This is a genomic window from Amycolatopsis sp. NPDC039088 (assembly GCF_055598845.1).
On the sequence record NZ_JBVKAE010000002.1, the window covers coordinates 448,791 to 474,345 of the forward strand.

Below are 25,555 nucleotides of genomic sequence, written 5' to 3' on the forward strand. Positions count from 1 at the left end.
TGACCGGCATGGATGTGCACGTCGTTGATCACCCGCTGGCCAAGGCCAGGCTCTCCACCATGCGCGACGCGCGCACCGACAGCGCCGCTTTCCGCGCGGCGCTGCACGAGCTGACCGTGATGCTGGTCTACGAAGCCACGCGTGACATGCCCGTACGGATCGAGCGGATCCACACGCCGGTGGCACGCACCGACGGCTACGCGCTGGCGAGTCCGCCACTGCTGGTGCCGGTGCTGCGGGCGGGGCTGGGGATGGCGGATCAGGCGCACAAGCTGATCCCCGACGCCCAGATGGGTTTCGTCGGCCTCGCCCGCGACGAAGAGACGCTGAAGCCGACGCCGTACCTCGAGTCGCTGCCCGAATCACTCGCCGACCGGCCGGTGCTGGTGCTCGACCCGATGCTGGCGACCGGCGGCTCGATGGAGTACACGATCCGGCTGCTCACCGACCGGGGCGCCACCGACGTCACCGCGATCTGCGCGCTCGCCGCGCCCGAGGGCATCGAGCACCTGGAGAAGACCGGGCTGCCGCTGCGGGTGGTGACCGCGAGCATCGACGAGCGGCTGAACGACTCCGGCTTCATCGTGCCGGGCCTCGGCGACGCGGGGGACCGGCAGTACGGCGCCGTCTGACGCCCCGGCCGGATCGCCTTTAGCGGGCTAAACGCGATCCCGTGCCGCTGCCGGAAGTCCGTGAAGGGGGCCTTCACGGAGCTGGGCGCAAGGATGGGGGCGTCAGGTACTTGAGCAGGCGGGCGTGGCCCTCGGATCGCGTTTAGCCCGCTAAAGGCGAGTGCGTGCCCTGGCCCGGATCGCGTTTCGTCGATATCGAGGGCAAGGCGAAGGTGGCAGGGTTGGTCTTGGCGGCGGGGGCGGCTCGCCAGGCAGACCTTGAACCCTCTCGACTGTCCATAAGGGACGCTTGTCTGCGACAACAGTGCCCGGTTTGAGTAACTTGCGTGGTTTCGCAAGGGGTCGTGAGTGGTAAAGAGCGTTCTAACCCACTCACGACCATTGCCGAAAACCGTGCATACGCACCTCAAGTGGACATTTCGCCGCGCGGGACCATCCCTTGTGGACAGTGGTAGGAGTATGTCTGACGTAGGCCAGTCCAAATCTGGCCGTGAAGGACTCCTTGAGGGACTCTGGGTCCCTCAAGGAGTCCTTCACGGACGTGAGAACGCTTCATTGCCCCGCCCGGATCGCGTTTGGCCCGCTGAACGCGAGTCGTCAGCGGCGCAGCCAGCCGGAGGCGTTCGCCCGCAGCGCGGTCTCGTAGGCCTCGCTCACGGTGAACTCCTCCGGCAGGTTCCCGGTCAGCTCCAGCGACACCAGGCCGTGCACGAGTCCCCAGCAGCTCACGATGACGACCTCGGGCGGGACGTCGGCGAAGACGCCGTCGGCGACGGCCTTGCGGATCGTCTCCTCCAGGGGCGCCAGCGTGGCGCGCGCCTGCTCGGACATCTCCTCCGCGGGCTCGAAACCCGGGACCGACTTCGTGAACATGATCGCGTAGAGATGCGGGTCGGCCAGGGCGCTTTCGCGATAGGCGACGCCGAGCCGCACGAGGTCCTCGACCGGGTCGCCGGTGCGCGGAACACCGGACATCCGGAGGCCAAAGCGGCGAAAGCCCTCGGAGAAGAGGGCGCTGACCAGATCCGTCTTCCCGCCGAAGAGTGAATAGACCGCGGTGGTGGACGTGCCGACGTCGGCGGCGAGCTTGCGGAGGCTCAGCGCCTTCGGGCCGTCGGCCGAGATGAGCTCACCTGCGCGGTCCAGTAGTTTCAGCCGGAGGTTCTCGTCGTGCGTCCTGGGGCGGGGCATGATCCCGATCGTATCGCAACGCTGTTATGAATCGCTCGGATTCGGAGTTGACCTGGAGCGCACTCCAGGTCGTACTGTCGTTGGCATGAGCTACTCGATAGCGGAAGCCGCGCGACGTAGCGGGTTGTCCATCGACACCCTCAGGTACTACGAGCGCATCAAACTCGTCGAGCCCCCGGCACGGGACGCCGCGGGGCGCCGCGCCTACACCGATGAGGATCTCGGGTGGCTGGGGTTTCTGACCAAGCTGCGGTTGACCGGCATGCCCATCAAGCGCATGCGCGAGTACGCGTCGCTGCGCCACCACGGGGCGGCGAGCGCGGGACGGCGTAAGGCGATCCTCGTCGACCAGCGCAAATCGGTCGCCGACCGGATCGCCGAGCTGCAGACCTGCCTCGACATCCTCGACTACAAGATCGACCACTACGACCAGGTGGAGCGCAAGGTGCTCGGCACCGGAGCCACCATGGAGGGAATTTCAGCGTGATCAGCACCAGGAAGCTCGGCGGTCTGGAAGTCGGGGCGCAAGGACTCGGCTGCATGGGGATGAGCCAGGCCTACGGCGTCCGGGACGACGACACCGAGTCGATCGCCACCGTCCACCGCGCCCTCGAACTGGGCGTGACCATGCTCGACACCGCCAATGTCTACGGGGCAGGCGCGAACGAGGAGCTGGTCGGCCGGGCGATCGCGGGCAAGCGGGACCAGGTGGTGCTGGCGACCAAGTTCGGCATCGTCTGGGACAAGGACGGCGGGATGTCCGCCCGCGGAGATGCCGCTTACGTCAAGAAGAGCTGTGAAGAGTCCCTTCGCAGGCTGAACGTCGACCACATCGACCTCTACTACCAGCACCGGGTCGACCCGAACACGCCGGTCGAGGAGACCTGGGGCGCGCTGGCGGAGCTGGTGGACGAGGGAAAGATCCGGTTCGCCGGTATCTCCGAGGCGAGTGCCGCGACGATCCGTCGCGCGCACGCCGTCCACCCGGTCACGGCACTGCAGAGCGAATGGTCCCTGTGGACTCGCGGCATCGAAGGCGAGATCCTTTCGACCGCTCGCGAGCTGGGGGTCGGCATCGTGCCGTTCTCGCCGCTCGGCCGCGGGTTCCTCACCGGAAGTGTGACGTCGGTGAAGGAGCTGCCGGAAGACGACATGCGCCGCAATCTGCCGCGGTTCGCCGAAGGCAACTTCGAGCGGAACATGGCGATCGTCGAGGCGCTGCGGGCGCTGGCGGCGGAGAAGGACGTGACAGCGGGTCAGCTGGCGCTCGCGTGGGTGCAGGCACAGGGCGACGACGTCGTGCCGATTCCGGGCACCAAGCGGCGCAAGTACCTCGAAGAGAACGCGGCCGCCGCCGAACTGGAATTGTCCGAAGTGGACATCGAGGCCATCGAAAAGGCCGCGCCTGCCGAGGCGATCGCCGGCGAGCGTTACCCGGAGCGGCTCGCCCGCGCCGCCGGCAAGTAACTTCCCGAGAATTGCGAGAGAAATCATGACCGGTTCGACGCTGCCCATTCGCAGGCTCGGCACACTGGAAGTCGGTGCGCAGGGGCTCGGTTGCATGGGCATGAGCGAGTTCTACGGCCAAGGTGACGAAGCCGAATCGATCGCGACGATCCATCGCGCGATCGAATTGGGCGTGACCCTGATCGACACGGCGGACATGTACGGCTTCGGCCGCAACGAGGAGCTCGTCGGCCGCGCGCTGGCGGGTAAGCGGGACAAGGTGGTGCTCGCCACCAAGTTCGGCATCGTGCGCGACGAGGCCGACCCCGCCAAGCGCGGGATCCGGGGCGACGAATTCTATGTGCGGCAACAGGTCGAAGCCTCGCTGCGCAGGCTGAACGTCGACCACATCGATCTGTACTACCAGCACCGGGTCGACCCGAATGTGCCGATCGAGGAGACCGCGGGCGCGCTGTCCTCGCTGGTCGAGCAGGGTAAGGTCCGGCACATCGGCCTGTCCGAAGCCGGTCCGGACACGATCCGGCGGGCGCACGCCGTGCATCCGGTGACGGCGGTGCAGACGGAATGGTCGCTGTGGTCACGCGACATCGAGGACGAGGTCGCCGGAGTCTGCCGTGAGCTGGGCATCGGCCTGGTGCCGTACTCGCCGCTCGGCCGCGGCTTCCTCACCGGCCGCTTCAAGTCCAAAGAGGACTTCGCCGAGGGTGACTTCCGGCAGACGGCGCAACCGCGCTTCGCCGACGGGAATCTCGAGCGGAACCTGGCGATCGTCGAGGCGCTGCGTGCACTCGCCGAACGAAAGGGTGTCACCGCGGGCCAGCTGGCGCTGGCGTGGGTGCAGGCACAGGGCGAGGACGTCGTGCCGATTCCGGGCACCAAGCGGCGCAAGTACCTCGAAGAGAACGTCGCGGCGGTCGGTTTGAAGCTGACGGCCGAGGACGTCGCCGAGATCGAAGCGGCGGTACCGGCCGACGCGGTGGCCGGGCAGCGTTATCCCGACGAGGGAATGCGCCTGGTTTCGCGCTGAGCACGAACGAAGAAACCGGCGCCGGGGGAACCGGCGCCGGTTTCTTCGTTGTCAGAGCAGGGAAGTGACCGTCGAGACCGCTTCGTCGACGGTCACGGTCCGCTGCTCGCGCGTGGCGAGACTGCGGACCGTCACGTTCCTGGCGTCCCAGTCCTCCTGGCCGACGATGACCACGGCCCGCGCCCCGGCCTTGTCGGCCCGGGTGAGCTCCTTGCCCAGCTTGCGGAGTTCGATGGGCGTGGACGTCCGCAGACCGGCCTTGCGCAATCGCCCGGCGACGTCGCGCGCGGCGTCGGTGAGCTCTTCGACCACCGGGATCACCACGACATCGGTCTCGCTGCGCGGTTGCGGCGTCAGCTCGTGGGTATCGAGGAAGTCGATCAGCGTGACGTCGCCCATGCCGAAACCGATCCCGGGGATCTGCTGTGACGTGAACATCGACGCCAGGTCGCTGTACCGGCCGCCGCCGAAGAGGGCCCGGCGGTTCTCCGGCGAGGTGTCGAAGACCTCGAACACGGTCGACGTGTAGTACGCGAGCCCGCGCACGATCATGGGATCGAATTTGATCAGCTCCGCGGCGCCACTGTTCAGCACCTTGACCAGGTTCGAGTTCTCCTTGACCTGCTCCGGAAGCTCGTCGAGGAGCGCGGTGCCGGACGAGAGGATCTCGGTCAGCTTCTCGAACTGCTTGTCGGTCAGGCCCGCCTCGGCCGCGGTGTCGCTCAGCTTCGTGCGGTCCGACTTCTCCCAGCGGTCCACCAGGGTGAACACCTGCGGCAGCTGCTCGGGTGTCACGCCGACGATGTCGGTGAGCGCCGAAGAGAGCAGGTTCCGGTCGTTGGCCCGCACCTGGAACATTTCCGGGGTCGCCCCGAGCGCGCCCATCATGTCGTGGACGAGCTCGAAGATCTCGATCTCGGCGTTCGCGCTGTCCGAACCGAAGATGTCCGCGTTGATCTGCCAGTGCTCGCGGACCCGGCCACGCTGCGGCCGCTCGTAGCGGTGGCAGTTCGGGTGGCTGTACCAGCGCACCGGGAACTGCAGCGACTTCGCGTTGCCCGCGATCATCCTGGCGACCGACGGCGTCATCTCCGGGCGCAGCGCCAGCCGCTCGCCGCCCTTGGTGGTCAGCGTGTAGAGCTGCTGGTCCGCGATCTCCTGCCCGGACTTCCGCTCGTAGATCTCGGCGGGTTCGAGGATCGGCCCGTCGTAGCGGAGGAAGCCGCGGAGTTCGAGCACGTCGTAGAGATGGCCGAACACCTGCGTCCGGACGGACATCTCAGCGGGCAGGAAGTCGCGGGTCCCCTTGACGGGGGCTGTCGGCAGGTATTCAGGCACGTCAGCAAGCTTAACGAGCGGCCTCCAGTGGTTTCGTCAGGGGAAGGCCACGCCGTACGCGGTGGTCAGTATCGCCGCTCCGAGCAGGACGGCTCCGGCGCTGGTGACCCGGCCGCCGAGTTTGCCCTTGCCCGGCGCCAGGTGCAGGAAGAAGCCGCCGGACTGGGCGAGGACGCCGAACAGCAGCAGGAAGCACACGATCCACCGCGCGGTGACCGAGAGCCCGGTCTGCCCGAGGATCTGCAGCGCGACCAGCGCCAGTACCAGCAGGACACCGGCGTGGGCGTGGCCGGCGCGGAACATCCCGCGCTGGTGTTCGGTCAGTTTTCGGTCGCGCATGACGCCCATCAGCGCGTAGCCGCCGTACATCACCGTCGGCAAGGAAACGAGCGCGATGGCCGTGAACAGCCTGATCGGGCCTTCCATGGTTCTTCCCTTCGTGGAGTGGGAGCGAAGGCAACGATAACACTGTTTTAAAACGCTGTCACCAAAGTCGGCGTCCCGCTTGCGGGAATCAGGGGCGGGAGCCGCGAGCGAGGACCAGGCGGACGTTCCGCAGTGCGGACAGATCGGCGAGCGGATCGCCGTCGACGACCAGGACGTCGGCGCTCAGGCCGGGAGCGAGCCGTCCGGTGACGTCGCCGAGGCCGAGCCCGGCGGCGCTGTCCTCGGTCGCGATCTCCAGGATCCGGCGACGGCCGAAGCCCAGCCATTCATAGAGTTCGAGTGCGCCGACGGGGTCGTCGAAGACCGAGCCGGGCAGTCCGGCGTCCGTCCCCGACAGCAGCGGGACACCCAGTTCCTCCAGCCAGGACAGCCGTCCGTAGACCTTCTTCGCGAGGTCCTCGCCCATGCGCTCGGCCAGCATCCGCCAGTTGCGGCTGCTGGTCGAACACGCCGCGATACCTTCGGCCGCCATCCGCTTCGCGACGTTTTCGCGCCTGTCCTGCCGCTGAGGCCCGGTCATCCAGGTGCAGTGCTCGATCGTGCGGACCCCGGCTTCGACCGACGCCTCGATCGCGTCGGCGCCATGGGCGTGCGCGGCGACCGGAAGCCCGTGGCGCGCCGCGTGGCCGACGACCAGACGGAGTGCGGGGGAGTCGAACTGGGACTCCCACATGTCCGCGCCGCCTTCGGTGATCTGGCCACCGCTCGCCATCACCTTGACGACGTCGGCGCCCGCGGCCGCGTTGGCGTCGATCAGGGCACGGATGGCGTCGTCGTCGCCGACCTCGCCGCCGAAGAAATGGCAGTGTCCATTAGGGACGGTCAGCGGTGAGCCCGCGGTCAGCAGCCGCGGGGCCGGCACGCCTTCGGTTTCGAGCTCCGCCCGGACCCGCGCGCCGAGCGCGGCACGATCGCCGAGGTCCCGCACCGTCGTGACCCCGCTGCGCAGCAGCTGATCCAGGCGTTCCCGCGCGCCCGCGCGTAAGGCAGTGTCGTCGCTCGCCAGGAAGTTCGGGAGCATCTCGCGGGTGGCGTCGAACGCCAGGTGCACGTGGGCGTTGAACAGGCCGGGCATCAGTGTCGCGCCGGGGAAGTCGAGTTTCTCGGCGTCCGGTGACGCCTGTGCGGCGACTTCGGCGCGCGGGCCGGCCGCGAGGATCCGGTCGCCGTCGACGAGCACGGCGCCGTCTTCGACCGGGGTGCTCGGACGCGGCAGGATCCGGCTCGCGGTCAGCAAAAGCTGCAAGGTCATGCCCCGTTCCGGGATACCGCGGCCGAAAGCGCGAGCAACGGCCGCACGTCGGATTCGATGTCCGCGCCACCGCCGGGGAGCACGAGTTTCGCCCGCCCGTCGGTCTCTTCACCCGCGGCTTGCCTGGCGATCGCCGTCTTCAGCGCTTCCGCCGCCGCCAGCGGGTCGTCGACGGCGAGCGCGGTGAGGTCGGTTTCCAGGTACGGGCTCAGCTGCACGAGCCCGTCACGGATCTCGATCACACGGCGGTAGTAGTGGCGGTGGACCGTGCGCGGGCGCCAGCGCTCCCACCGCCCCCGCGGCGTGCTCCGGAGCACGATGTTCGGATAGACCTCGGCCAGCGCGGTCCACAAGGGAGTGAGCCGTTCGTGGTGGAGCCGATGCTGGCGACGGCGGCGCAGCGCGGCGAACCGGGCGCGGACGCCGGGATAGGTGATCCCCGCGAGGAAGAGCACGATCCCGAGGATCACCAGCGGGACGGCGACGACGAGCAGAATCGGGATCGACGGCCCGAACGCCCAGGCGATCACGATGTAGAGCGCGCGGAAGACGCTGCCCGCCGACAGGCAGATCAGCCCGGCGGCGCTGAGTTTCAACCCGGTCCGCAGATGCCGGTCCGCGGTGCGGATGTACCGGAAGATCCACCAGGCACAGGCGGCGAGGCCGTAGATCAGGTACAGCCCGGCCCCGAGGTAGAACAGCGCGACGCCGGGCACGTGCACGAGCTTCGGGCTCAGCGCGAGCCCGCGTGCCTCCGGCGGGGTGATGGCCATGGCGACCAGCATCAGCGCGATCGCGCCGGACAGCGGGACCAGCTCGAAGAGGACCCGTCGTGGCCTGCGCGGACCCAGCGCGGAGCCGAGGAAGACGAGCAACAGCGCGCACACCCCGAAGGCGAGCAGGACGTTGTTGACCAGGCGTCCGGTGCCCTTGCCCGCCAGCCCGTCGAGCCAGCCGGAGATGACCTTCTGCTGGGCGAGGAAGGACCCGGCGACACAGACGATCGTGACGGTGATCGCCCAGTTCGGGAGCACCCGCGGCGCCCGGTACGTCTGGTAGATCCGCCAGGCGAGCGCGGTCGCGAACAGCGCCATCGCCACGATGTTGACGGGAGAGAACAGCGCGTTCACAGCCACCCTTGATGGTCGCCCAGCGCGCCTTGGACGCGGCGGACGTCATCGTCGTCGGCGCGACGGGGGATCGTGTAGTTCAAGACCGACGCCCATTCGAGGATGATGGTCGCCACGGTCTCGGCTTCCCATTCGTGCGCCTCATCGTAGGAGGTGCGGCGTAACGCGCGATGGACGGCGTCGCCGTCGAGGCCCGGTGCCGGGCCGCGCAGGAAGTCGGCGGGTTCGGCGTCGCCGCCGGGGTGGTGATCGGCGAGCATATGCCCGAGTTCGTGCAGGATGATGTGATCCTGATGGGACTTCGTGGTCTCCTGCTGGAAGAAGATGTAGTCCGCCGTCGAGGTGGCGATCCAGCAGCCGAACGGGCCGGGCACCTCCAGCGGATACGGCATCAGCCGGATCGGCCTGCCCCGCTGATCGCCGAGCCGCTCGCAGAGCACGCCGACGTCGAGCGGCGGTTCGATGTCGAGCTTGTTCAGCATCTTCCGGCAGCGTTTGCGGAGCTCGCGTTCCTTCATCGGTTTTCGCCAGGATGCTCGCGTTCGGCGGCGCGTTCGTAGCGTTCGACGAGTTCCAGCAGGTCCATGACCTGACGACGGCCCTGCGGCGAAAGCTCCTGCGCGCGCATGGCCATGAGCTTCGCTTCTCCGACGGGTTGCGGTTCCTGGTCGTCGAAGAAGTAGGTGACCGGGACGCCGAAGAGTCTCGCGAGAGCCTCGACGTAGTGGATCTTCGGATTGATCCGCTTGCCGGTGGCGAGCTGCTGGAGATACGCGGGCGACATCGCGGGGCCGCCCGCGCGGTCGATCGCCGCGGACAGCTCGCGATAACTGTGCGGGGCGCCCTCGTCGGCGCGCACCGAATCGATCAGCGCGCTGAGTTTCTCGGCGAAGGTCTGGTGCGGCGACATGACCCCCCGTTCATTTCATCGTCCCGTTCCGTAGTGGGAGTGTAACGCGATCCGGCCTGTCCGCAGCTGTTGACAGCGCCTGTATGCAGTGGTTTACAGTTGTCAAGCGGTTTCGGACCGTGTCAGGGCCTCTCTCTCCGGAATCCGTGCTCTGGGGGTGCACGGAGTACGGAGCGAGAGGCGTTTTCCCCGGTGGGTGCACAAGATCGTGCTGGGTGTAGTACGCTTCGGTAGTCAAGGTCGATCGCCATCACGGCGAACCCTTGACCTAGGCCTGTTGCCGGAGGTCGACCCCCAGGGCTTCCGGTGACAGGCCCCTTACTTTTCCGGGGCGAGTTTCTCCGTGTGTCTCGCCGGGCGAGACAGTACTGACTTATTTAGAGCGCATTTAGAGGACTGAATGCGTCAGGTCATCAAGGTGGCCGCGAGAGTTCCACCCAGTTCGAAACAGGCTTCCAGGTCCTCTTTGCCTGGTTCGCCGGTTATGAGGACCGGGGAAGCGGCACGTTCCCAGCCGAGGCCGGTGGTGATGCTCTCGATTCCGCGCACGGTTCCCGCGGTGTCGTTGTTGCCGTGCACGAAGAAACCGAACGGTCGTCCCCGCGTGGAATCCAGGCACGGGTAATAGACGGTGTCGAAGAAGTGCTTCAGCGCCCCCGACATGTAACCGAGGTTCGCCGGGGTGCCGAGCAGGTAGCCGTCGGCTTCGAGGACGTCGGGCACGGTCGCGGCCAGCGCCGGACGGCGCACCACGTCGACGCCCTCGATGTCCGGATGTTTCGCGCCGGAGAGCACGGCTTCGAACATCGCCTGCGTCGAGGGCGACGGCGTGTGGTGCACGATCAGCAGCTTCGCCATGCACCGATCCTCAGGCGAGCCGGGACTCGATGTCGGCGCGGAGCGCGGCCAGCCGGGCTTCCGCGGTGGCGCGTGCTTCGGCGAGGTCGCCGGAAACCGGCTGCTTCACCTGGAGATACGCCTTCAGCTTCGGCTCGGTTCCGGACGGCCTGATCACGACGCGCAGGCCTTCACCGGTCAGGCGGAGGACGTCGGCGCCGGGCAGGAGATCCTCCATCGTGACGTCGGTGCCCGCCACCGACGCCGGGGGAGTGGCGCGCAGGCCGGCCATCAGCTTCTCCCGCACCGACAGGTCGGTGACCCGCAGCGAGACCTGATCCGTCACGTGCACCCCGTGCCGCACGGCCAGTTCGTCGAGGACGTCCAGCGGGCCTCGGCCCGCCGCGCGCAGGGAGGCGGCCAGCCCGGCGGCGAACACGGCGGCGGCGATGCCGTCCTTGTCCCGCACGAACCGGGGGTTCACGCAGAGACCGAGAGCCTCTTCGTAGGCGAACACGAGCCTCTCACCCGCGCGGACCAGCCACTTGAACCCGGTCAAGGTCTCCGCGTAGCGCGCTCCGAATTCCTTCGCGACCTCGCCGAGCATCGACGACGACACGATCGTCGTGGCCACCAACGGATCTTCAGTGTCCACAGTGGACAGAATATGCCAGCCGAGCAGGACGCCGGTTTCGTCACCCCGCAGCATCCGCCACGAACCGTCCCGCTCGCGCACGCCCAGCGCGCATCGGTCGGCGTCGGGGTCGAGCGCGATCGCCAGCTCCGCGTCCACTTCGGACGCCAGCGCCAGCAAAAGGTCCGTCGCGCCCGGTTCCTCCGGATTCGGGAAGGACACCGTCGGGAAGTCGGGGTCCGGGGTGGCCTGGTCGGTCACCTGATGCAGATCGGTGAACCCGGCACGGTCGAACGCCGCGCGCAGGGTCTCCGCGCCGACACCGTGCAGCGCCGTCGCGGCGACCTTGATCTCCCGTTCCGCGCCGCGGGGAAGGAGCGCGACCTTGGCGAGGTAGGCGTCCAGGAGTTCGTCGCCCAGTACCTCGGCGCCGGGCGCGCGCGGTACGCCGATCGCGGGGGGAGCGGCTTCGATGGCCTGCTCGATCCGGCCGTCCGACGGGGGGACGATCTGGCCGCCTGTCGCGTCGTAAAGCTTGTAACCGTTGTCGGCGGGCGGATTGTGCGACGCGGTGATCTGGATGCCGGCGACCGCGCCGAGTTCCAGCACGGCGAACGCGAGTACCGGGGTGGGCAGCGGCCGTGGAAGCACCTTCACCGCGAATCCGGCGGCCGTCAGTACTTCGGCGGCGGCCGCGGCGAAGGCCTCCGAACCGTGCCGCGCGTCGCGGCCGACCACCACGACACCACCCGAATGTCCTTGCGCGCTCAGCCAGGCCGCGACCCCGGCCGTCGTGCGCGTCACGACCGCGACGTTCATCCCGTTGGGGCCCGCACGCACCGGACCGCGCAGCCCGGCGGTGCCGAACTCGAGGGGCCCCGCCATCCGGTCCGCGAGTTCTTCCGCCGCCCCGGCTTCGCCGCCCATCGCGCGGGCGAGGATGTTCTGCAGTTCGACGCGGGAGCCGTCGTCCGGATCATCGGCGATCCAGCGGAAAGCCTGATCCCTCAGCGCCGGGGTCAAGGAAGTCGTCACCGAGCCAGCCTACGGGTACCTTGGAAAAGGTGCGATTGATCTTCACTTCTCTGGTGAGTCATGGTCATCTCTATCCCCTACTACCGCTCGCCGTCGCCGCGCGCGACGCCGGGCACGAAGTACTCTTCGCCACCGGCGAAGACATGCGGCCGGTCGTCGAAAAGGCGGGTCTGGTCACGGAAAGCGCCGGATTCGGGATACGCGAAGCGTTCGCGTCGCTCCTCGGTCCCGACGTCGACCCCCGTGACCCCGCCGCCCCGCCGGAGTCGTTTTATCCCCTTATCGGGCAAGTCTTCGGAAATGTACTGCCGCGGCGGTTCGTCGCCGACCTGACGCCGCTCTTGGAGCAGTACCGGCCGGATCTGGTCGTCTACGAAAGCGGCAACCCGGGTGGCGCCATCGCCGCCCGGCTCGCCGGGATTCCCGCGATCGGGCACGGTTTCGGCCGGGTTTCGCCGAGCGAGCTCCTCGACCGCATCAACGACAACGTCGAGGAGTACGCGAAAGAGGTCGGCGTCGAAGCCGCCAAGCTGCCTTCATTCGGCGACCCGGTCGTCGACATCTGCCCGGAATCGGTGCAGTCGCCCGATTTCCTGGCCCAGGCGAAAAGGGTTCCGCTGCGTCCGGTCGGCTGGGCCGAGCCGGGTGACCTCCCGGCGGGCGTGGTGGGGCGCGACAAGAGCCGTCCGCTGATCTACCTGACGCTCGGCACCGCTTTCGGTGACGAGGGTGTGCTGAAGCGGGCCATCGCCGGTCTGGCGCGGCTGAAGGCGGACGTCGTGGTCGCCGCGGGTCCCACGGTGGAGCCGGCGCAACTGGGCGAAGTCCCGGAAAACGTGCGTGTCGAGGCGTGGGTACCGCAGACCGAACTCCTGCCGCACGTCGACCTCGTGGTTCACCACGGTGGAAGCGGGACGACGCTGGGTGCTTTCGGCGCGGCTCTGCCCCAGTTGGTGCTTCCGCAGGGCGCGGACCAGTTCACGAACGCCGAAGCCGTTGTCGCGGCAGGGGTCGGTGGTCAGCTGATCGGCGAGGAAAGCACCGAGGACGCCATTTTCGAGCAGTCGCGCAAGCTGCTCGCCGACGACGGCGTCCGTGCGGCCGCGCGGAAACTGGCCGACGAGGTCGCCGCGATGCCGTCGCCGGCGGAGGTCGCCGCGCGGCTGCCCGAGTTCGCGGGCTGAACCCGTGAACCTGTGAAGCGCGTGAAGGCCCCCTTCCCTCGGCCTGGTTTTGAGTGACCCAGCCGAGGGAAGGGGGCCTTCACGCGCGAAAAGGTCAGGCGCGGGCGACGAGTTCCTTGAGGAGGGTGCCCATGCGGGTGGCCGACTGGCGGCCCGCTTCGAGGACCTCTTCGTGGTTCAGGGGTTCACCGGTCATCCCGGCGGCCAGGTTGGTCACCAGCGAGAGCCCGAAGACCTCGACCCCGGCGGCGCGGGCGGCGATGGCCTCCAGCACCGTGGACATGCCGACGAGGTCGGCGCCGAGCGTCCGCAGCATCCGGATCTCAGCCGGAGTCTCGAAATGCGGCCCGGTCAGTCCCGCGTAGACGCCCTCTTCCAGCGACGGGTCGATGGTCCGGGCGATGTCGCGCAGCCGCTTCGAGTACAGGTCCGTCAGGTCGACGAAGTTCGCGCCGACGATCGGCGAGCGCGCGGTCAGGTTCAGGTGGTCGGAGATCAGCACCGGCTGCCCGACGTGGAAGCCCTCACGCAGACCGCCCGCGGCGTTGGTCAGCAGCACCGTCCGCGCGCCCGCCGCCGCGGCGGTGCGCACGTTGTGCACGACCGGGTCGATGCCCTTGCCCTCGTAGAAATGCGTACGGCCCAGCATGATCAGCGCGCGCTTTTCGCCGACCCGGACCGACCGGACGGTTCCCCCGTGTCCCACCGCGCCCGGGGCGACGAATCCGGGCAGTTCGCCCAGCGGGATCTCCGCCTCGGGCTCCCCGATGACGTCCGCCGCCGGGCGCCAGCCCGAACCGAGCACGACGGCGATGTCGTGCTTCTCGACGCCGGTGCGTTCGGCGATGGCGGCGGCCGCCGCGACCTCGTTCTCACTCATGCCGACGAGCGTATCCGGACAGTTCGCACGAGCAGGAACGCCACCAGCCCGAACGGGGACAGGAAGATCGTGAGGGCCAGGATCGGGCCGGTCACCAGCGGATGGATGCGGTGCTCGCGGGACTCGAAGTACATCCATCGCGCGATGAACAGGTCGAAGGCGATCAGGTGGGCCCAGATCGCGGCCGCCCCGTACGGCGATCCGGTGAACGCGCTGAGCACGTCCAGATCCGGCCTGCTCACCGCCGTCCACAGTTCGCCGAAGTGCGGGATGGCGAGGGCGAAGTACGGCACGAGCGGCAGCAGCGGCACCCACGGCGAGGACAGGATCCGGCGGGTCCACGACCAACCCGGCAGGAAGATCATCAGCAGCCAGAAGGGCGTGGCGATGGGGAAGGTCCAGGTGAACAGGGTCTCGACACTCATCGCAGCGAAGCCTCCAGCTCCCGGTCCTTCGACGGCCGCCCGATCGCGATTAGCCCGCTAAAGGCGACGCCGGCGATGAGCAGGGCGAAGGCCGTCAGCGTCTGACCGTCGGGAGCGACGATCGACTGGCCGCGCAGGGCCTGCCAGGTGAGCAGCGCGAGCAGGCCCGCGTAGCCGGCACCGGCGATCAGTACCAGGCGTGTCCGGAGGACGCCGTCGCGAAGGCGCGGGTAGCGCGCGGCCAGGACGCCGAGGGCGAGGGCGAGCAGCGGAAGTGCCTGAAGGGCGTGCAGACCGATGAAGTGCGGGATCCGCAGGTCGCCGCCGACCGTGCTCCAGCCGAGGATCGGCAGGCCGGGGCCACCGTCCGGGAGTCCGACGGTATGCGCCCCGATCATCGCCGAGGTCCCGGTCGCTTCGATCGCGGCCACCTGGTCGGGGGTGGGGCCGGTCATCAGCGTCGCCAGCGAGATCCCGGCCATGCCGAGGAGCGCGCCGATCCGGGCTGCCCACATCGTCGCGCGGTCCGGGATCCTGATGAACAGGACCGCGATCGTCAGCACGAGATTGACCAGCCACAGCGTCGCGATCATTCCGCCCATGACCTGGAAGATCGCGTTGTCCAGCGGGGTCTCGTTGTTGAAGTGGCTCGCCCGGACGCGAACGGCTTGGAACACCAGCAGCGCGTACTCGGCGGTGAAAATCACGACGAGGGTGTTCGTCAGCCAGCTCGCTGTCCGCCGGAACTTGGGCAGAAGGGAGACGAGCCAGCTCCAGGTGAAGAAGTACAGCGCGCCGGAGACGGCGAATTTGAACGGTTTCGCCCAGAGCGGCGCGCCGTGCAGTGTCCTCTGGTCGACGATCAGGGCGAGGACGCACAGTGCGGTGATCACGGCGAAGGCCTGGGCCGCGCGATACGAACCCCGGTGCCAGGTGCGGGTTCTCTCGGTGAGATCGGTCAAGATGGTCATAGGTTACTCCCAAAATGGATAGTCAGGCTCTCCGTTATGGGAAGTTAAACTATCCATGCTGAGAAGTCTTCAGGGATGACCCTGACACCGTCCCCGAGATCGGAGTGTCCACGCGTGCGGATGGCGGAGCTGAGCGAAAAAGCCGGGGTTCCGGTCGCCACGATCAAGTACTACCTGCGGGAAGGGCTGGTCCCGCCGGGGGAACGAACGAGCCCCAATCAGGCCAAGTACGACGACGGGCACGTTCAGCGGATCAAGCTGATCAGGGCGTTGATGGACGTCGGCGGCCTGTCACTCGCGACGGTCGGCGAGGTGCTCTCCGCGGTCGACGCCGGAAAGGAAAGCCCCCACCGCATCCTCGGCCTCGCGCAGGAAGGCCTCACGAGCGCCCGCCAGGTCGTCGACGACGAAAGCCGGGAATGGGCGCTCGCCACCGTCCGGGACCTCGCCGAGCGCCGCGGCTGGCCCTGCAAGGACGCCGACGATCTGATCATCCAGGCCCTGGTGGGTGTCCTGTGCGCGATCCGCGACGTGGGGCACGGCTGGTACCTCGACAAACTCGACGACTACGCCGAGGTCGCCGACCGGACGGCCGACCTCGACCTCCAGGGCATCGCCGGGGTCGAGTCGCTGGATCGGATCATCGAGATCGCCGTCGTGGAGACCGTGCTCGGTGACAGGCTGCTTTCGGCGCTGCGGAGGCTGGCGCAGCAGCGTGCCTCGAAGGAGCACTTCGCCCGGCTAGCCGTCGACGGTGAGTTGGGTTGATGGTCCGTGAAGGCCTCTTTGGAGGACTTGTCTTTGTTTACTCACTGGTGTGGAGCTTGTGCGGGTGGCCGGTGTGGTCGGGTGGGGAAGATTCCGGCCGTTGGACGGCCGGAATCTTCCCCGCTCGGTCGCCGGTCCGCAGATCGTGAGGGACGCGAGCTTGATCAACGGAAGATCGGGGACGTTGAGTGTCCCGGATCTTCCGTTGATCAAGGTGTGAGACCGGGGCGACGACCACCACCCTCGTGCAGGTCAGAAGTAAGTCCGTGAAGGCCTCCTTGAGGGACTCAGAGTCCCTCAAGGAGGCCTTCACGGCCTTGATAACACGGACAAATGATGTTCAATCGGACGAATCGATCCTCGGCGGGTCCTTATGGACAGTCGAAGAGTCTCAGGAACCGCCGCTCAAGTTCCTGGCATCGCGGCTCAGCCGAGGGAAGGGGGCTTCACGCGCCAAATCAGTGATCGCCGAATGGGGCCTTCACGCGCCGTCGCTTCGCGGAAGCACCTAGCCGTCGACGGTGAGTGACTGCGCGACCGGCTCGAAGATCGCCGTCTTCGCCGACGACTCCTGCTCGATCGGCGCGGTCACCGACACGATCCACAGGTCCGTGCCCGCGCCGAACAGATCCATGAACGTCGTGCGCCTGATGGTGTCGTTCGTGGCGTCCCTGGTCGCGCCGGCGGAGCGTTCGATCGTCCGGTAGACGTACCGCATGCTCTCCGTCCCCCGGCCGGGCACGGTGCCGGGTTCGCCGACGAGCGAGAGTTCCGGATGCTGCGACTTCAGCCAGCTGAAGTAGGCGGTCGGCGGGTTCTCGGTCAGGAAACCGCCGAGCCGCTCGACCCGGATGACCTGACGGCCGTCGGGTGAGACGTACTGGACCACCGTGCTCGCCAAACCCCTGGTGACGTGCGGTGCGGCGAACTTCTTCCAGCCCTCCGGCACGCCGATGGTGAACCGGCCCCCCTTGAGGCCGTTCACGATGCTGGCGTCACCCTGCTGCGTGATCAGCTTCGGTGGCGGCTGGGGAACGATCGTGTCGCCCTGTTCCAGCGCGGCAGGCGGCCGCAGATCCTCTCCGCCGACGGCCCTGGCCAGGACGAACCCACCGGCCGCCGCCAGGAGGAACACGATGATCGACGCGAGCGCCAGCACCACCGTGACCGCCGTCGACCGGCCGGGCGGACGTGGCGCCGCCGGCGTGACCGTCGGCATCGGCGCCAGTTCGGCAGGTGGTTCCGAAAAGCGGGGTTCCGCGGCGGCCTCGGACGGGCGCAGGAACGGCAGCGGCCCGGGGTCGGCGGCGAGTTCGGAACTCGTGCCCTCCGACGGCTTCTCGGGCGTGACCGTCTTGATCACCTGGGTGTCGGTCGCGTCCAGATGCGCGGTGGTCTTCTTGCCGTCGGGCGTGTGGAACAGTTCGGACGGGAAGAGGTCGATCAGCGTCTTGGCCTGCAACGGGTACAGGCGGCGCCGCACCTCGCGCAGCGTGATCCGCTTCGACGGCTCCTTCTTCATGAGCGCGCCGATGACGTCGGACAGCGGACCGGGGCCGGGCTTCGGTACCTTCCCGTTGACGACCTTCCCGACGGTTTCGAGCGGGTCGCCGTCGGCGTCGTAAGGCGGCGAGCCCTCGACGGCGGCGAACAGCGTCGCGCCGAGGCCCCACAGATCGGCGGCGGGGACGACCGCGCCGCCGGAGGCGACTTCGGGCGCGATGTAGGCGGGGGAGCCCAGCATCATGCCGGTGCGGGTCATGGTGGCTTCGGAGACGTTGCGGGCGATCCCGAAGTCGGTGAGCTTGATGCGGCCGTCGCCGGCGACCAGGACGTTCCCCGGTTTGACGTCACGGTGGGTGATCCCGGCGGCGTGCGCGGCTTCGAGCGCGGAAGCCACCGCGATGCCGACCGCCGCCGCCTGCTCGACCGTCAGCGGTCCGTGGTCGCGCAGGATGTGCGCGAGGCTGCGCGACGGCAGCAGCTCCATGACCACGAACGGTTCGTCATTCTCGCGCGCGACGTCGTGCAGGATGATCACGTTGGGGTGACTCAGGACGGCGATCGCGCGGGCCTCGCGCAGGGTCCGCTCACGCAGTTCGTCGGCCTGCGAGGTCGGGACGCCGGGCGGGAGCCGCACTTCCTTGACCGCGACCGGGCGGTGCAGGAACTCGTCGTAGGCCGACCAGACGGTGCCCATCGACCCCGATCCGATGACCGAGCGCAACCGATATCGCCCGGCGACGACACGCTTCTCTTCGCCGGGGCTCTCGCTGGACTCGGTGGGGTCGGACGGCACGGCCCCAATTGTGTCGTATGCCCCCATGGCGGGCTTATGCGCCGTGCCCTGTCGGAGTGAACGGTCGGGCCACCCCTTAGCGCGACTAGCGTCACAGGTAGGGGTAGTTAAGGGCCGTTAGCATCGTTGGTTATGACGGAAGTGGCCGAGACGGAGTCAGTGCGGACCCCTGACGAGCCCGACGCGCCCGAGGTGCTGAAGCTCGCGGCAGAGTTCCCGGAAGCGAGCCGGGAGCAGTGGCGAGAGCTCGTCGCCGGGGTGCTGCGCAAGAGCGGCGCGATCGACGAGACGTTCGACGGGCCGCCCGAAAGCAAGCTCGTCACCCGGACGTATGACGGCCTGGAGATCCAGCCGCTTTACACCGCCGAGGACACGGTCGAGGGGACCGGTTTCCCCGGTCTTCCGCCGTTCGTGAGAAGCGCCCGTCCCGAAGGTTCGGTGACGACGGGGTGGGACGTCCGCGCCCGCTACGCGCGCCGGGACGCCAAGGTCACGAACACCGCCATTCTCGCCGACCTCGAAGGCGGCGTCAGCTCGATCTGGCTGCGTGCGGGCGCGGGCGGGGTGCCCGTGGCCGAGCTGGCCGACGCGCTGAACGAGGTCTACGTCGACCTCGCGCCTGTCACTCTCGACGCCGGCGAAGAGTACGAAGCCGCGGCCACCGCGTTGTTCGAAATCTTCGCTGAACGCGAGATCCCGGCGAGCGCGGTCACCGCGACCCTCGGCGCCGACCCGATCGGCCTGACCGCGCGCACCGGCACGGCGCATCCGCTCGCTCCCGCCGCCGCGCTCGCGGCGCGCGTCGCCGCCAGTCACCCGAAGGTGCGGACGATCGTCGCCGACGGCCTGCCGTTCCACGAGGCGGGCGGCTCGGACGCGCAGGAACTCGGCGCGGCCATCGCGGCGGGCGTCGCGTACCTGCGCGCGCTCACCGAAGCGGGCCTGGACGTCGACACCGCGGCCGGACAGCTCGAATTCTGCCTCGCCGCCACCGCCGACCAGTTCCTCACGATCGCCAAATTCCGCGCCGCGCGGCGCCTGTGGGCCCGGGTCACGGAGGTCTCGGGCGGCAAGGCTTCCGGTATGCGGCAGCACGCGGTCACCTCGCCCGCGATGCTGACCCAGCGCGATCCGTGGGTGAACATGCTGCGCACGACGGTCGCCTGTTTCGGCGCCGGGGTCGGTGGCGCGGACGCGATCACCGTGCTCCCGTTCGACGCCGCGATCGGTCAGCCGGACGCGTTCTCCGCGCGGATCGCGCGCAACACGCACGCTGTGCTGCTGGAGGAGTCCAAACTGGCCGGTGTCATCGATCCGGCGGGCGGCTCCTGGTACGTCGAGAACCTCACCGACGAACTGGCCAAGGCCGCCTGGCGTGAGTTCACCGCCATCGAAGCGGCGGGTGGGATCGAGGCGGAGCTGGCTTCGGGCGCGCTCGCCGGACGGCTCGCGGAAACCTGGGAAAAGCGGTCGAAGCGGATCGGGACCCGCCGTGATCCGATCACCGGCGTCAGCGAATTCCCCAATCTGACGGAGAAAGCGGTCGTCCGCGACCCGCTCGACGACGTGCCGGGAGGCGGTCTGCCCCGGCATCGATACGCCGAGGCGTTCGAGGCCCTGCGAGACCGAGCGGACGCGCACCCGAGCCGTCCCCGCGTCTTCCTCGCCACGCTCGGCCCGGTCGCGGCGCACACCGCGCGGGCGAGTTTCGCGGCGAATCTCTTCCAGGCGGGCGGGATCGAAGCCGTCAACCCCGGCGCGCCCGAGGACGTCATCGCGGAATTCCGGGCCAGTGGCACGAAAGTCGCCTGTATCTGCGGGAGTAACACCTCCTACGCGGAAGAAGCCGCCAGCGTCGCGAAGGCGTTGAAGGAAGCAGGCGCCACATCGGTGCTTCTCGCCGGAAAACCCGGCGACCACCCGGACATCACGGACTATCTCTTCACGGGCTGTGACGCCCTCGAAGTCCTGACCGGCACGTTGAACGAGCTCGGAGTGCAGTGATGACCATCCCGAACTTCGCCGGTGTCGACCTGGGCACCCCCGACCCCGCCGACCGTCCTCAGTGGACCGAAGCCCTGCATGCCGCCACCGGTAAGGGACCCGACGCGCTCACCTGGGAGACGCCGGAGGGCATCGGCGTCAAACCGGTCTACACCGCCGACGATCTGTCCGGAGTGGACTTCCTCGGCACGTATCCCGGCATCGCGCCGTATCTGCGCGGACCGTATCCGACGATGTACGTCAACCAGCCGTGGACCATCCGCCAGTACGCCGGTTTCTCCACCGCCGAGGAATCGAACGCCTTCTACCGCCGCAACCTCGCCGCCGGGCAGAAGGGCCTTTCGGTCGCCTTCGACCTCGCGACGCACCGCGGCTACGACTCGGATCACCCGCGCGTCGCCGGTGACGTCGGCATGGCAGGCGTCGCGATCGACTCCATCTACGACATGCGCCAGCTCTTCGACGGCATCCCGCTCGACAAGATGAGCGTCTCGATGACCATGAACGGCGCCGTCCTGCCGGTGCTCGCGCTCTACGTCGTCGCGGCCGAGGAACAGGGTGTCACGCCGGACAAACTGGCCGGGACGATCCAGAACGACATCCTCAAAGAGTTCATGGTCCGCAACACCTACATCTACCCGCCGCAGCCGTCGATGCGGATCATTTCGGACATCTTCTCGTTCACCTCGCGGAACATGCCGAAGTACAACTCGATCTCCATCTCCGGCTACCACATGCAGGAAGCCGGGGCGACCGCCGACCTGGAGCTGGCGTACACGCTCGCGGACGGCGTCGAATACATCCGCGCCGGGGTCGATGCCGGACTGGACGTCGACAAATTCGCGCCACGCCTGTCCTTCTTCTGGGCGATCGGCATGAACTTCTTCATGGAGGTCGCGAAACTCCGTGCCGCGCGGCTCCTGTGGGCGAAGCTCGTGAAGGGCTTCGAGCCCAAGAGTTCCAAGTCGTTGAGCCTGCGGACCCACTCGCAGACCTCGGGCTGGTCGCTGACCGCGCAGGACGTCTACAACAACGTCGTCCGCACCTGCGTCGAGGCGATGGCGGCGACCCAGGGGCACACGCAGTCGCTGCACACCAACGCCCTCGACGAGGCCCTCGCGCTGCCGACGGACTTCTCCGCCCGCATCGCGCGGAACACCCAGCTGCTGCTGCAGCAGGAATCCGGTACCACCCGCGTCATCGACCCGTGGGGTGGCAGCGCGTTCGTCGAAAAGCTGACCTACGACCTCGCCCGCAAGGCTTGGGGCCACATCACCGAGGTCGAGCAGGCGGGCGGGATGGCCAAGGCGATCGACGCCGGCATCCCGAAGCTGCGCATCGAGGAGGCCGCCGCGCGGACACAGGCGCGGATCGACTCCGGCCGCCAGCCGGTGATCGGCGTCAACAAGTACCAGGTGACCGACGACGAGCAGATCGACGTGCTCAAGGTCGACAACGCCGGCGTGCGCGCGCAGCAGCTGGAGAAACTGCGGCGACTGCGTGAGGAGCGGGACGAGGACACCACCCAGGACGCGCTGCGGCGGCTCACCGCCGGTGCCCAGGCCGACGGGAACCTGCTCGCGCTGGCCATCGACGCCGCCAGGGCCAAGGCCACGGTCGGGGAGATCTCCGACGCGCTGGAGAAGATCTGGGGGCGCCACTCCGGTCAGATTCGTACCATCTCCGGTGTGTACCGCGAGGAGGTCGGCAAGACCGAGAACGTCGAAAGGGCCCGTGAACTGGTCGAGAGTTTCGCCCAGGAGGAGGGGCGACGGCCCCGGATCCTGGTCGCGAAGATGGGCCAGGACGGCCATGACCGCGGCCAGAAGGTGATCGCGACCGGCTTCGCCGACATCGGCTTCGACGTCGACGTCGGCCCGCTGTTCTCCACCCCCGGCGAGGTCGCGCGGCAGGCGATCGAGGCCGACGTGCACGTCATCGGCGTTTCGTCGCTGGCGGCCGGGCACCTTTCGCTGGTCCCCGCGCTGCGCGCCGAACTCGCCGAACAGGGCCGCGAGGACATCATCGTCGTGGTCGGCGGCGTCATCCCGCCGCAGGACTACGAGGAACTGCGCGCGGCGGGCGCGGCGGCGATCTTCGGCCCCGGCACGGTCATCGCCGAAGCCGCGATCGACCTCATCGGGCAGCTGACCACGCAGGAGTCCTGAGTCTTGCCGCGCAAGATCGACGTCGAGGCGCTGGCCAAGGGTGTCCTCGCGGGTGACCGCGGCCTGCTGTCGCGGGCGATCACGCTGGTCGAGTCGAATCGCGAGGACCACCGGGCGCAGGCGCAGGAGCTGCTGGTCGAGCTGCTCCCGCACGCGGGCGGCGCGCGACGCGTCGGCATCACGGGCGTGCCCGGTGTCGGCAAGTCAACCTTCATCGACCAGCTCGGCACGGATCTGACCGAGGCCGGGCACCAGGTGGCCGTCCTGGCCGTCGACCCGTCGTCGACACGGACCGGCGGGTCGATCCTCGGCGACAAGACCCGGATGGCGCGGCTCGCGGTGGACCCGAAGGCGTTCATCCGTCCTTCGCCGACTTCGGGGACCCTCGGCGGTGTCGCACGGGCGACCCGCGAAACGATCGTGCTGATGGAAGCGGCCGGCTACGACATCGTGCTGGTCGAGACCGTCGGCGTCGGGCAGTCCGAGGTGACCGTGGCGAACATGGTCGACTGCTTCCTGTTCCTGACGCTGGCCAGGACCGGCGACCAGCTGCAGGGCATCAAGAAGGGCGTCCTCGAACTCGCCGACGTCATCGCGGTCAACAAGGCCGACGGCGACCACGAACGAGAAGCGAAGCGCGCTGCCCGCGAACTCTCCGGGGCCCTGCGGATGATCTACGGGCGCGACGCCGACTGGACCCCGCCGGTGCTGACGTGCAGCGCGCTCACCGACGTCGGGCTGGACGAGGTGTGGGCCGAGATCGGCCGTCACCGTGACGTTCTGCTCGCGTCCGGCGAACTGGACGAACGGCGACGGCGGCAACAGGTGGAGTGGACCTGGTCCATGGTCCGGGAACAGCTGCTCGGAAACCTCGCCGCGCATCCGGACGTGCGAGCGGTCGTTCCGGACGTCGAACGGGCGGTCCGGGACGGTGAACTGACCCCGACGCTGGCCGCCCAGCGGATCTTGGCGGCGTTTTTCGGTCCTCCGCGTGGCGGCTGACGCGGGAACGCGGCAGAGTGCAGAATCGGATTCGCACTCTGCCGACGAAAGGGAGTCATGCCGAAAAGGTCTCGCCTCGGACAGCTGGCCGGGCTGATCGCCGCCGGGCTGATCGTCTGCGCTCCGGTCGCCCAGGCCGCGCCGTTTTCGGAGATCCCGGCCTCGTCGGCGGTGATCACCCAGGCGGCCGCGGTGCACGTGGTGCCGTCGCAGGCGCAGCCGGGACCGGTGCTCGATCCCGCCGAGACGGACAAGGCCAACAGCCAGGAGACCAAGAACAAGGTCATCGCGGGCATCGCCGCGGCGGTGCTGCTCGGGCTCGTGATCCTCGGTCGCCGCACCCGTTCCAAGAAGAAGAAGTCCTGAACCGCTACCGGTAAGTAGTAGAGCTCTCCGCTTAGTCCGGGCTGAACTCCCCGTAGCCGTTCAACGCAGATCCACTACCGGCCGTCTAGGGCTCGATCACTCGACGAGCGGCTTGTCATCTGCATGGTGCACGATCTAGCGCAAATGCGAATCACAGATCGATCGGCACCCAGCGTGTCTTCAGTGACCACTCGTACGGTGGTAGACGAAGGCAACTGTGTTGCGGGAGGAGGTGCGGCGTGACGGTGCTCGATTCACGTCCGGACATTCCAGGCGACCCCGAGGGTCGCGTCGTTGCCCCTATAGAGGCGCCCACCGCGCTCATCTCCGAAACCGGCGTCAGCATGGCACCTGTGCATGATCTGGGTGCCGGCCGTGGCCCCTTCTGGCTCGACGATTGGCTCCGCGCGAACGCCACCGACGTCCTCGCGTGGCGTCGGCACATCCACGCGCACCCGGAGCTCTCCCGGCACGAGTTCGCCACGACCGAAATGGTCATGTCCCTGCTCCGCTCGGTCGGGCTCAAGCCCTGGGTGCTCCCCGGCGGCACGGGTGTCGTCTGTGACATCGGGAGCGAAGACGCCGGTGGTGGCCGTTGTGTCGCGCTGCGCGCCGACATGGACGCCCTGCCGCTGACCGAGGCCACCGGGCTCCCGTACGCCTCCAAGACCGACGGCGCCGCGCATATGTGCGGGCACGACGCCCACACCGCGATCCTGCTGGGCGCGGCGCGGGCGCTGGCCGGCGCGCCGGAGCTGCCCGGCCGGATCCGGCTGATCTTCCAGCCCGCCGAGGAGGTCATGCCCGGCGGTGCGCTGGACATGATCGCCGCGGGCGCGCTGGAAGGCGTCGAGCGGATCTACGGGCTGCACGTCGACCCGCGGCTCGAGGTCGGCAAGGTCGGTATGCGCGAGGGCGCGCTGACGTCGGCCGCGGACATCATCGAACTGCGGCTCACCTCGCCGGGCGGCCACACCTCGCGGCCGCATCTGACCGCCGACCTGGTGCACGCGCTCGGCACGGTGATCACGTCGCTGCCCGCGGTGCTGTCGCGGCGCGTCGACCCGCGTTCCGGGACCGTGCTGGTCTGGGGCGCGGTGCACGCCGGACAGGCCGCGAACGCCGTCCCGCAGGACGGGGTGCTCCGCGGCACACTCCGGACGGCGGACCACGAGGTCTGGACGATGCTGGAGCCGCTCGTCGCGGCTTCGGTGGAGTCGCTGCTCGCGCCGACCGGGGTCGGCTTCTCGCTCGACTACCGCCGCGGCGTCCCGCCGGTCGTCTCCGACGCGGAATCGACCGCGTTGATGCGCGCCGGTGTCGAAGCCGCGCTGGGTGAGAGCGCCGTGGCCGAGACGCAGCAGTCTTCCGGCGGCGAGGACTTCGGGTGGTACCTGGAGCACGTCCAGGGCGCCTTCGCGCGGCTCGGCGTGTGGCCCGGTGAAGGCCCGATGGCCGACATCCACCGCCCGACCTTCACCCTCGACGAGCGTGCCCTCTTGTGCGGTGTCCGCACGCTGGTCCACACCGCGCTGGCCACCCTGGCCTGACCTCCACCCCATCACGCGTGTTCTCCGTCTGATCACGC

At 68.6% G+C, this 25,555-nt stretch carries 24 protein-coding genes; 11 read left to right on the top strand and 13 right to left on the bottom strand.

What is annotated here, in order from left to right; genetic code table 11:
• The first annotated feature begins 8 nt into the window (after positions 1 to 8).
• A complete protein-coding gene (gene upp, locus ACZ7KI_RS04515) occupies positions 9 to 632 on the top strand; it encodes a uracil phosphoribosyltransferase (RefSeq protein ID WP_400562334.1) in 624 nt (207 codons plus the stop codon).
• A gap of 597 nt (positions 633 to 1,229) precedes the next feature.
• On the opposite strand, the gene ACZ7KI_RS04520 is transcribed toward upp, so the two are convergent.
• Positions 1,230 to 1,823, bottom strand: coding sequence for a TetR/AcrR family transcriptional regulator (locus ACZ7KI_RS04520; protein WP_470271790.1), 594 nt, complete (start codon positions 1,821 to 1,823; stop codon positions 1,230 to 1,232).
• Between the two features lie 85 nt (positions 1,824 to 1,908).
• Between ACZ7KI_RS04520 and ACZ7KI_RS04525 the strand changes: the two genes are divergently transcribed.
• Genes ACZ7KI_RS04525 through ACZ7KI_RS04535 form a run of 3 tightly spaced genes read left to right on the top strand, consistent with a single transcriptional unit; the run spans position 1,909 to position 4,317 of the window.
• Positions 1,909 to 2,310 (top strand): MerR family transcriptional regulator, encoded by a 402-nt coding sequence (locus ACZ7KI_RS04525; protein WP_465507101.1) that lies wholly within the window; start codon positions 1,909 to 1,911, stop codon positions 2,308 to 2,310.
• Positions 2,307 to 3,290, top strand: a complete 984-nt coding sequence (locus ACZ7KI_RS04530; RefSeq protein ID WP_470271791.1) for an aldo/keto reductase — start codon at positions 2,307 to 2,309, stop codon at positions 3,288 to 3,290. Before ACZ7KI_RS04525 ends, ACZ7KI_RS04530 begins: the two co-directional genes overlap by 4 nt.
• Before the next feature lie 25 nt (positions 3,291 to 3,315).
• The gene (locus ACZ7KI_RS04535) at positions 3,316 to 4,317 is read left to right on the top strand and encodes an aldo/keto reductase (protein WP_470271792.1); all 1,002 of its coding nucleotides are present in this window, start codon (positions 3,316 to 3,318) and stop codon (positions 4,315 to 4,317) included.
• Positions 4,318 to 4,368: 51 nt separating this feature from the next.
• On the opposite strand, the gene hisS is transcribed toward ACZ7KI_RS04535, so the two are convergent.
• The 8 genes from hisS to ACZ7KI_RS04575 form a co-directional block, all read right to left on the bottom strand.
• Complete coding sequence (hisS, locus tag ACZ7KI_RS04540) at positions 4,369 to 5,655, bottom strand: histidine--tRNA ligase (protein WP_470271793.1); 1,287 nt, start codon at positions 5,653 to 5,655, stop codon at positions 4,369 to 4,371.
• Positions 5,656 to 5,691: 36 nt separating this feature from the next.
• Positions 5,692 to 6,081 (bottom strand): hypothetical protein, encoded by a 390-nt coding sequence (locus ACZ7KI_RS04545; RefSeq protein ID WP_470271794.1) that lies wholly within the window; start codon positions 6,079 to 6,081, stop codon positions 5,692 to 5,694.
• An 88-nt stretch (positions 6,082 to 6,169) separates the two neighbouring features.
• Positions 6,170 to 7,354: an amidohydrolase family protein gene (locus tag ACZ7KI_RS04550; protein WP_470271795.1), complete on the bottom strand. Its 1,185-nt coding sequence runs from the start codon at positions 7,352 to 7,354 to the stop codon at positions 6,170 to 6,172.
• Positions 7,351 to 8,484 carry an MAB_1171c family putative transporter gene (locus ACZ7KI_RS04555; protein WP_470271796.1) on the bottom strand — a complete coding sequence of 378 codons (1,134 nt, stop codon included), beginning with the start codon at positions 8,482 to 8,484 and terminating at the stop codon, positions 7,351 to 7,353. The genes ACZ7KI_RS04550 and ACZ7KI_RS04555 overlap by 4 nt, the downstream gene beginning before the upstream one ends.
• A complete protein-coding gene (locus tag ACZ7KI_RS04560; RefSeq protein ID WP_470271797.1) occupies positions 8,481 to 9,002 on the bottom strand; it encodes a hypothetical protein in 522 nt (173 codons plus the stop codon). The genes ACZ7KI_RS04555 and ACZ7KI_RS04560 overlap by 4 nt, the downstream gene beginning before the upstream one ends.
• Positions 8,999 to 9,394, bottom strand: a complete 396-nt coding sequence (locus tag ACZ7KI_RS04565) for a helix-turn-helix domain-containing protein (RefSeq protein ID WP_470271798.1) — start codon at positions 9,392 to 9,394, stop codon at positions 8,999 to 9,001. Before ACZ7KI_RS04565 ends, ACZ7KI_RS04560 begins: the two co-directional genes overlap by 4 nt.
• Before the next feature lie 405 nt (positions 9,395 to 9,799).
• Positions 9,800 to 10,252: a flavodoxin family protein gene (locus ACZ7KI_RS04570; protein ID WP_470271799.1), complete on the bottom strand. Its 453-nt coding sequence runs from the start codon at positions 10,250 to 10,252 to the stop codon at positions 9,800 to 9,802.
• Positions 10,253 to 10,262: 10 nt separating this feature from the next.
• Complete coding sequence (locus ACZ7KI_RS04575) at positions 10,263 to 11,900, bottom strand: phospho-sugar mutase (RefSeq protein ID WP_470271800.1); 1,638 nt, start codon at positions 11,898 to 11,900, stop codon at positions 10,263 to 10,265.
• Positions 11,901 to 11,929: 29 nt separating this feature from the next.
• Here ACZ7KI_RS04575 and ACZ7KI_RS04580 point away from each other — a divergent pair, with 29 nt between their 5' ends.
• Positions 11,930 to 13,084, top strand: coding sequence for a glycosyltransferase (locus ACZ7KI_RS04580; RefSeq protein WP_470271801.1), 1,155 nt, complete (start codon positions 11,930 to 11,932; stop codon positions 13,082 to 13,084).
• Positions 13,085 to 13,178: 94 nt separating this feature from the next.
• Here the strand turns inward: ACZ7KI_RS04580 and ACZ7KI_RS04585 are convergent, their stop codons facing one another.
• Genes ACZ7KI_RS04585 through ACZ7KI_RS04595 form a run of 3 tightly spaced genes read right to left on the bottom strand, consistent with a single transcriptional unit; the run spans position 13,179 to position 15,360 of the window.
• On the bottom strand, positions 13,179 to 13,964 hold the full coding sequence (locus ACZ7KI_RS04585; RefSeq protein ID WP_470271802.1) for a purine-nucleoside phosphorylase: 786 nt from the start codon (positions 13,962 to 13,964) through the stop codon (positions 13,179 to 13,181).
• Positions 13,961 to 14,389 carry an ABA4-like family protein gene (locus ACZ7KI_RS04590; RefSeq protein ID WP_470271803.1) on the bottom strand — a complete coding sequence of 143 codons (429 nt, stop codon included), beginning with the start codon at positions 14,387 to 14,389 and terminating at the stop codon, positions 13,961 to 13,963. The genes ACZ7KI_RS04585 and ACZ7KI_RS04590 overlap by 4 nt, the downstream gene beginning before the upstream one ends.
• Positions 14,386 to 15,360 (bottom strand): hypothetical protein, encoded by a 975-nt coding sequence (locus ACZ7KI_RS04595; protein ID WP_470271804.1) that lies wholly within the window; start codon positions 15,358 to 15,360, stop codon positions 14,386 to 14,388. The genes ACZ7KI_RS04590 and ACZ7KI_RS04595 overlap by 4 nt, the downstream gene beginning before the upstream one ends.
• A gap of 120 nt (positions 15,361 to 15,480) precedes the next feature.
• Here ACZ7KI_RS04595 and ACZ7KI_RS04600 point away from each other — a divergent pair, with 120 nt between their 5' ends.
• Positions 15,481 to 16,128, top strand: a complete 648-nt coding sequence (locus tag ACZ7KI_RS04600) for a MerR family transcriptional regulator (protein ID WP_470271852.1) — start codon at positions 15,481 to 15,483, stop codon at positions 16,126 to 16,128.
• Positions 16,129 to 16,636: 508 nt separating this feature from the next.
• On the opposite strand, the gene ACZ7KI_RS04605 is transcribed toward ACZ7KI_RS04600, so the two are convergent.
• A complete protein-coding gene (locus ACZ7KI_RS04605) occupies positions 16,637 to 18,427 on the bottom strand; it encodes a serine/threonine-protein kinase (protein WP_470271805.1) in 1,791 nt (596 codons plus the stop codon).
• A gap of 132 nt (positions 18,428 to 18,559) precedes the next feature.
• On the opposite strand from ACZ7KI_RS04605, the gene ACZ7KI_RS04610 reads away from it, so the two are divergent.
• The 5 genes from ACZ7KI_RS04610 to ACZ7KI_RS04630 all read left to right on the top strand — a co-directional run bounded on the left by ACZ7KI_RS04610 (position 18,560) and on the right by ACZ7KI_RS04630 (position 25,517).
• The gene (locus tag ACZ7KI_RS04610; RefSeq protein WP_470271806.1) at positions 18,560 to 20,431 is read left to right on the top strand and encodes a methylmalonyl-CoA mutase family protein; all 1,872 of its coding nucleotides are present in this window, start codon (positions 18,560 to 18,562) and stop codon (positions 20,429 to 20,431) included.
• Positions 20,431 to 22,599, top strand: a complete 2,169-nt coding sequence (scpA, locus tag ACZ7KI_RS04615; protein ID WP_470271807.1) for a methylmalonyl-CoA mutase — start codon at positions 20,431 to 20,433, stop codon at positions 22,597 to 22,599. The genes ACZ7KI_RS04610 and scpA overlap by 1 nt, the downstream gene beginning before the upstream one ends.
• 3 nt (positions 22,600 to 22,602) lie before the next feature.
• Positions 22,603 to 23,601, top strand: coding sequence for a methylmalonyl Co-A mutase-associated GTPase MeaB (meaB, locus tag ACZ7KI_RS04620; RefSeq protein WP_470271808.1), 999 nt, complete (start codon positions 22,603 to 22,605; stop codon positions 23,599 to 23,601).
• 57 nt (positions 23,602 to 23,658) lie between these two features.
• Positions 23,659 to 23,967, top strand: a complete 309-nt coding sequence (locus tag ACZ7KI_RS04625) for a hypothetical protein (protein WP_470271809.1) — start codon at positions 23,659 to 23,661, stop codon at positions 23,965 to 23,967.
• A gap of 239 nt (positions 23,968 to 24,206) precedes the next feature.
• Positions 24,207 to 25,517, top strand: a complete 1,311-nt coding sequence (locus ACZ7KI_RS04630) for an amidohydrolase (RefSeq protein ID WP_470271810.1) — start codon at positions 24,207 to 24,209, stop codon at positions 25,515 to 25,517.
• Positions 25,518 to 25,555: the final 38 nt, after the last annotated feature.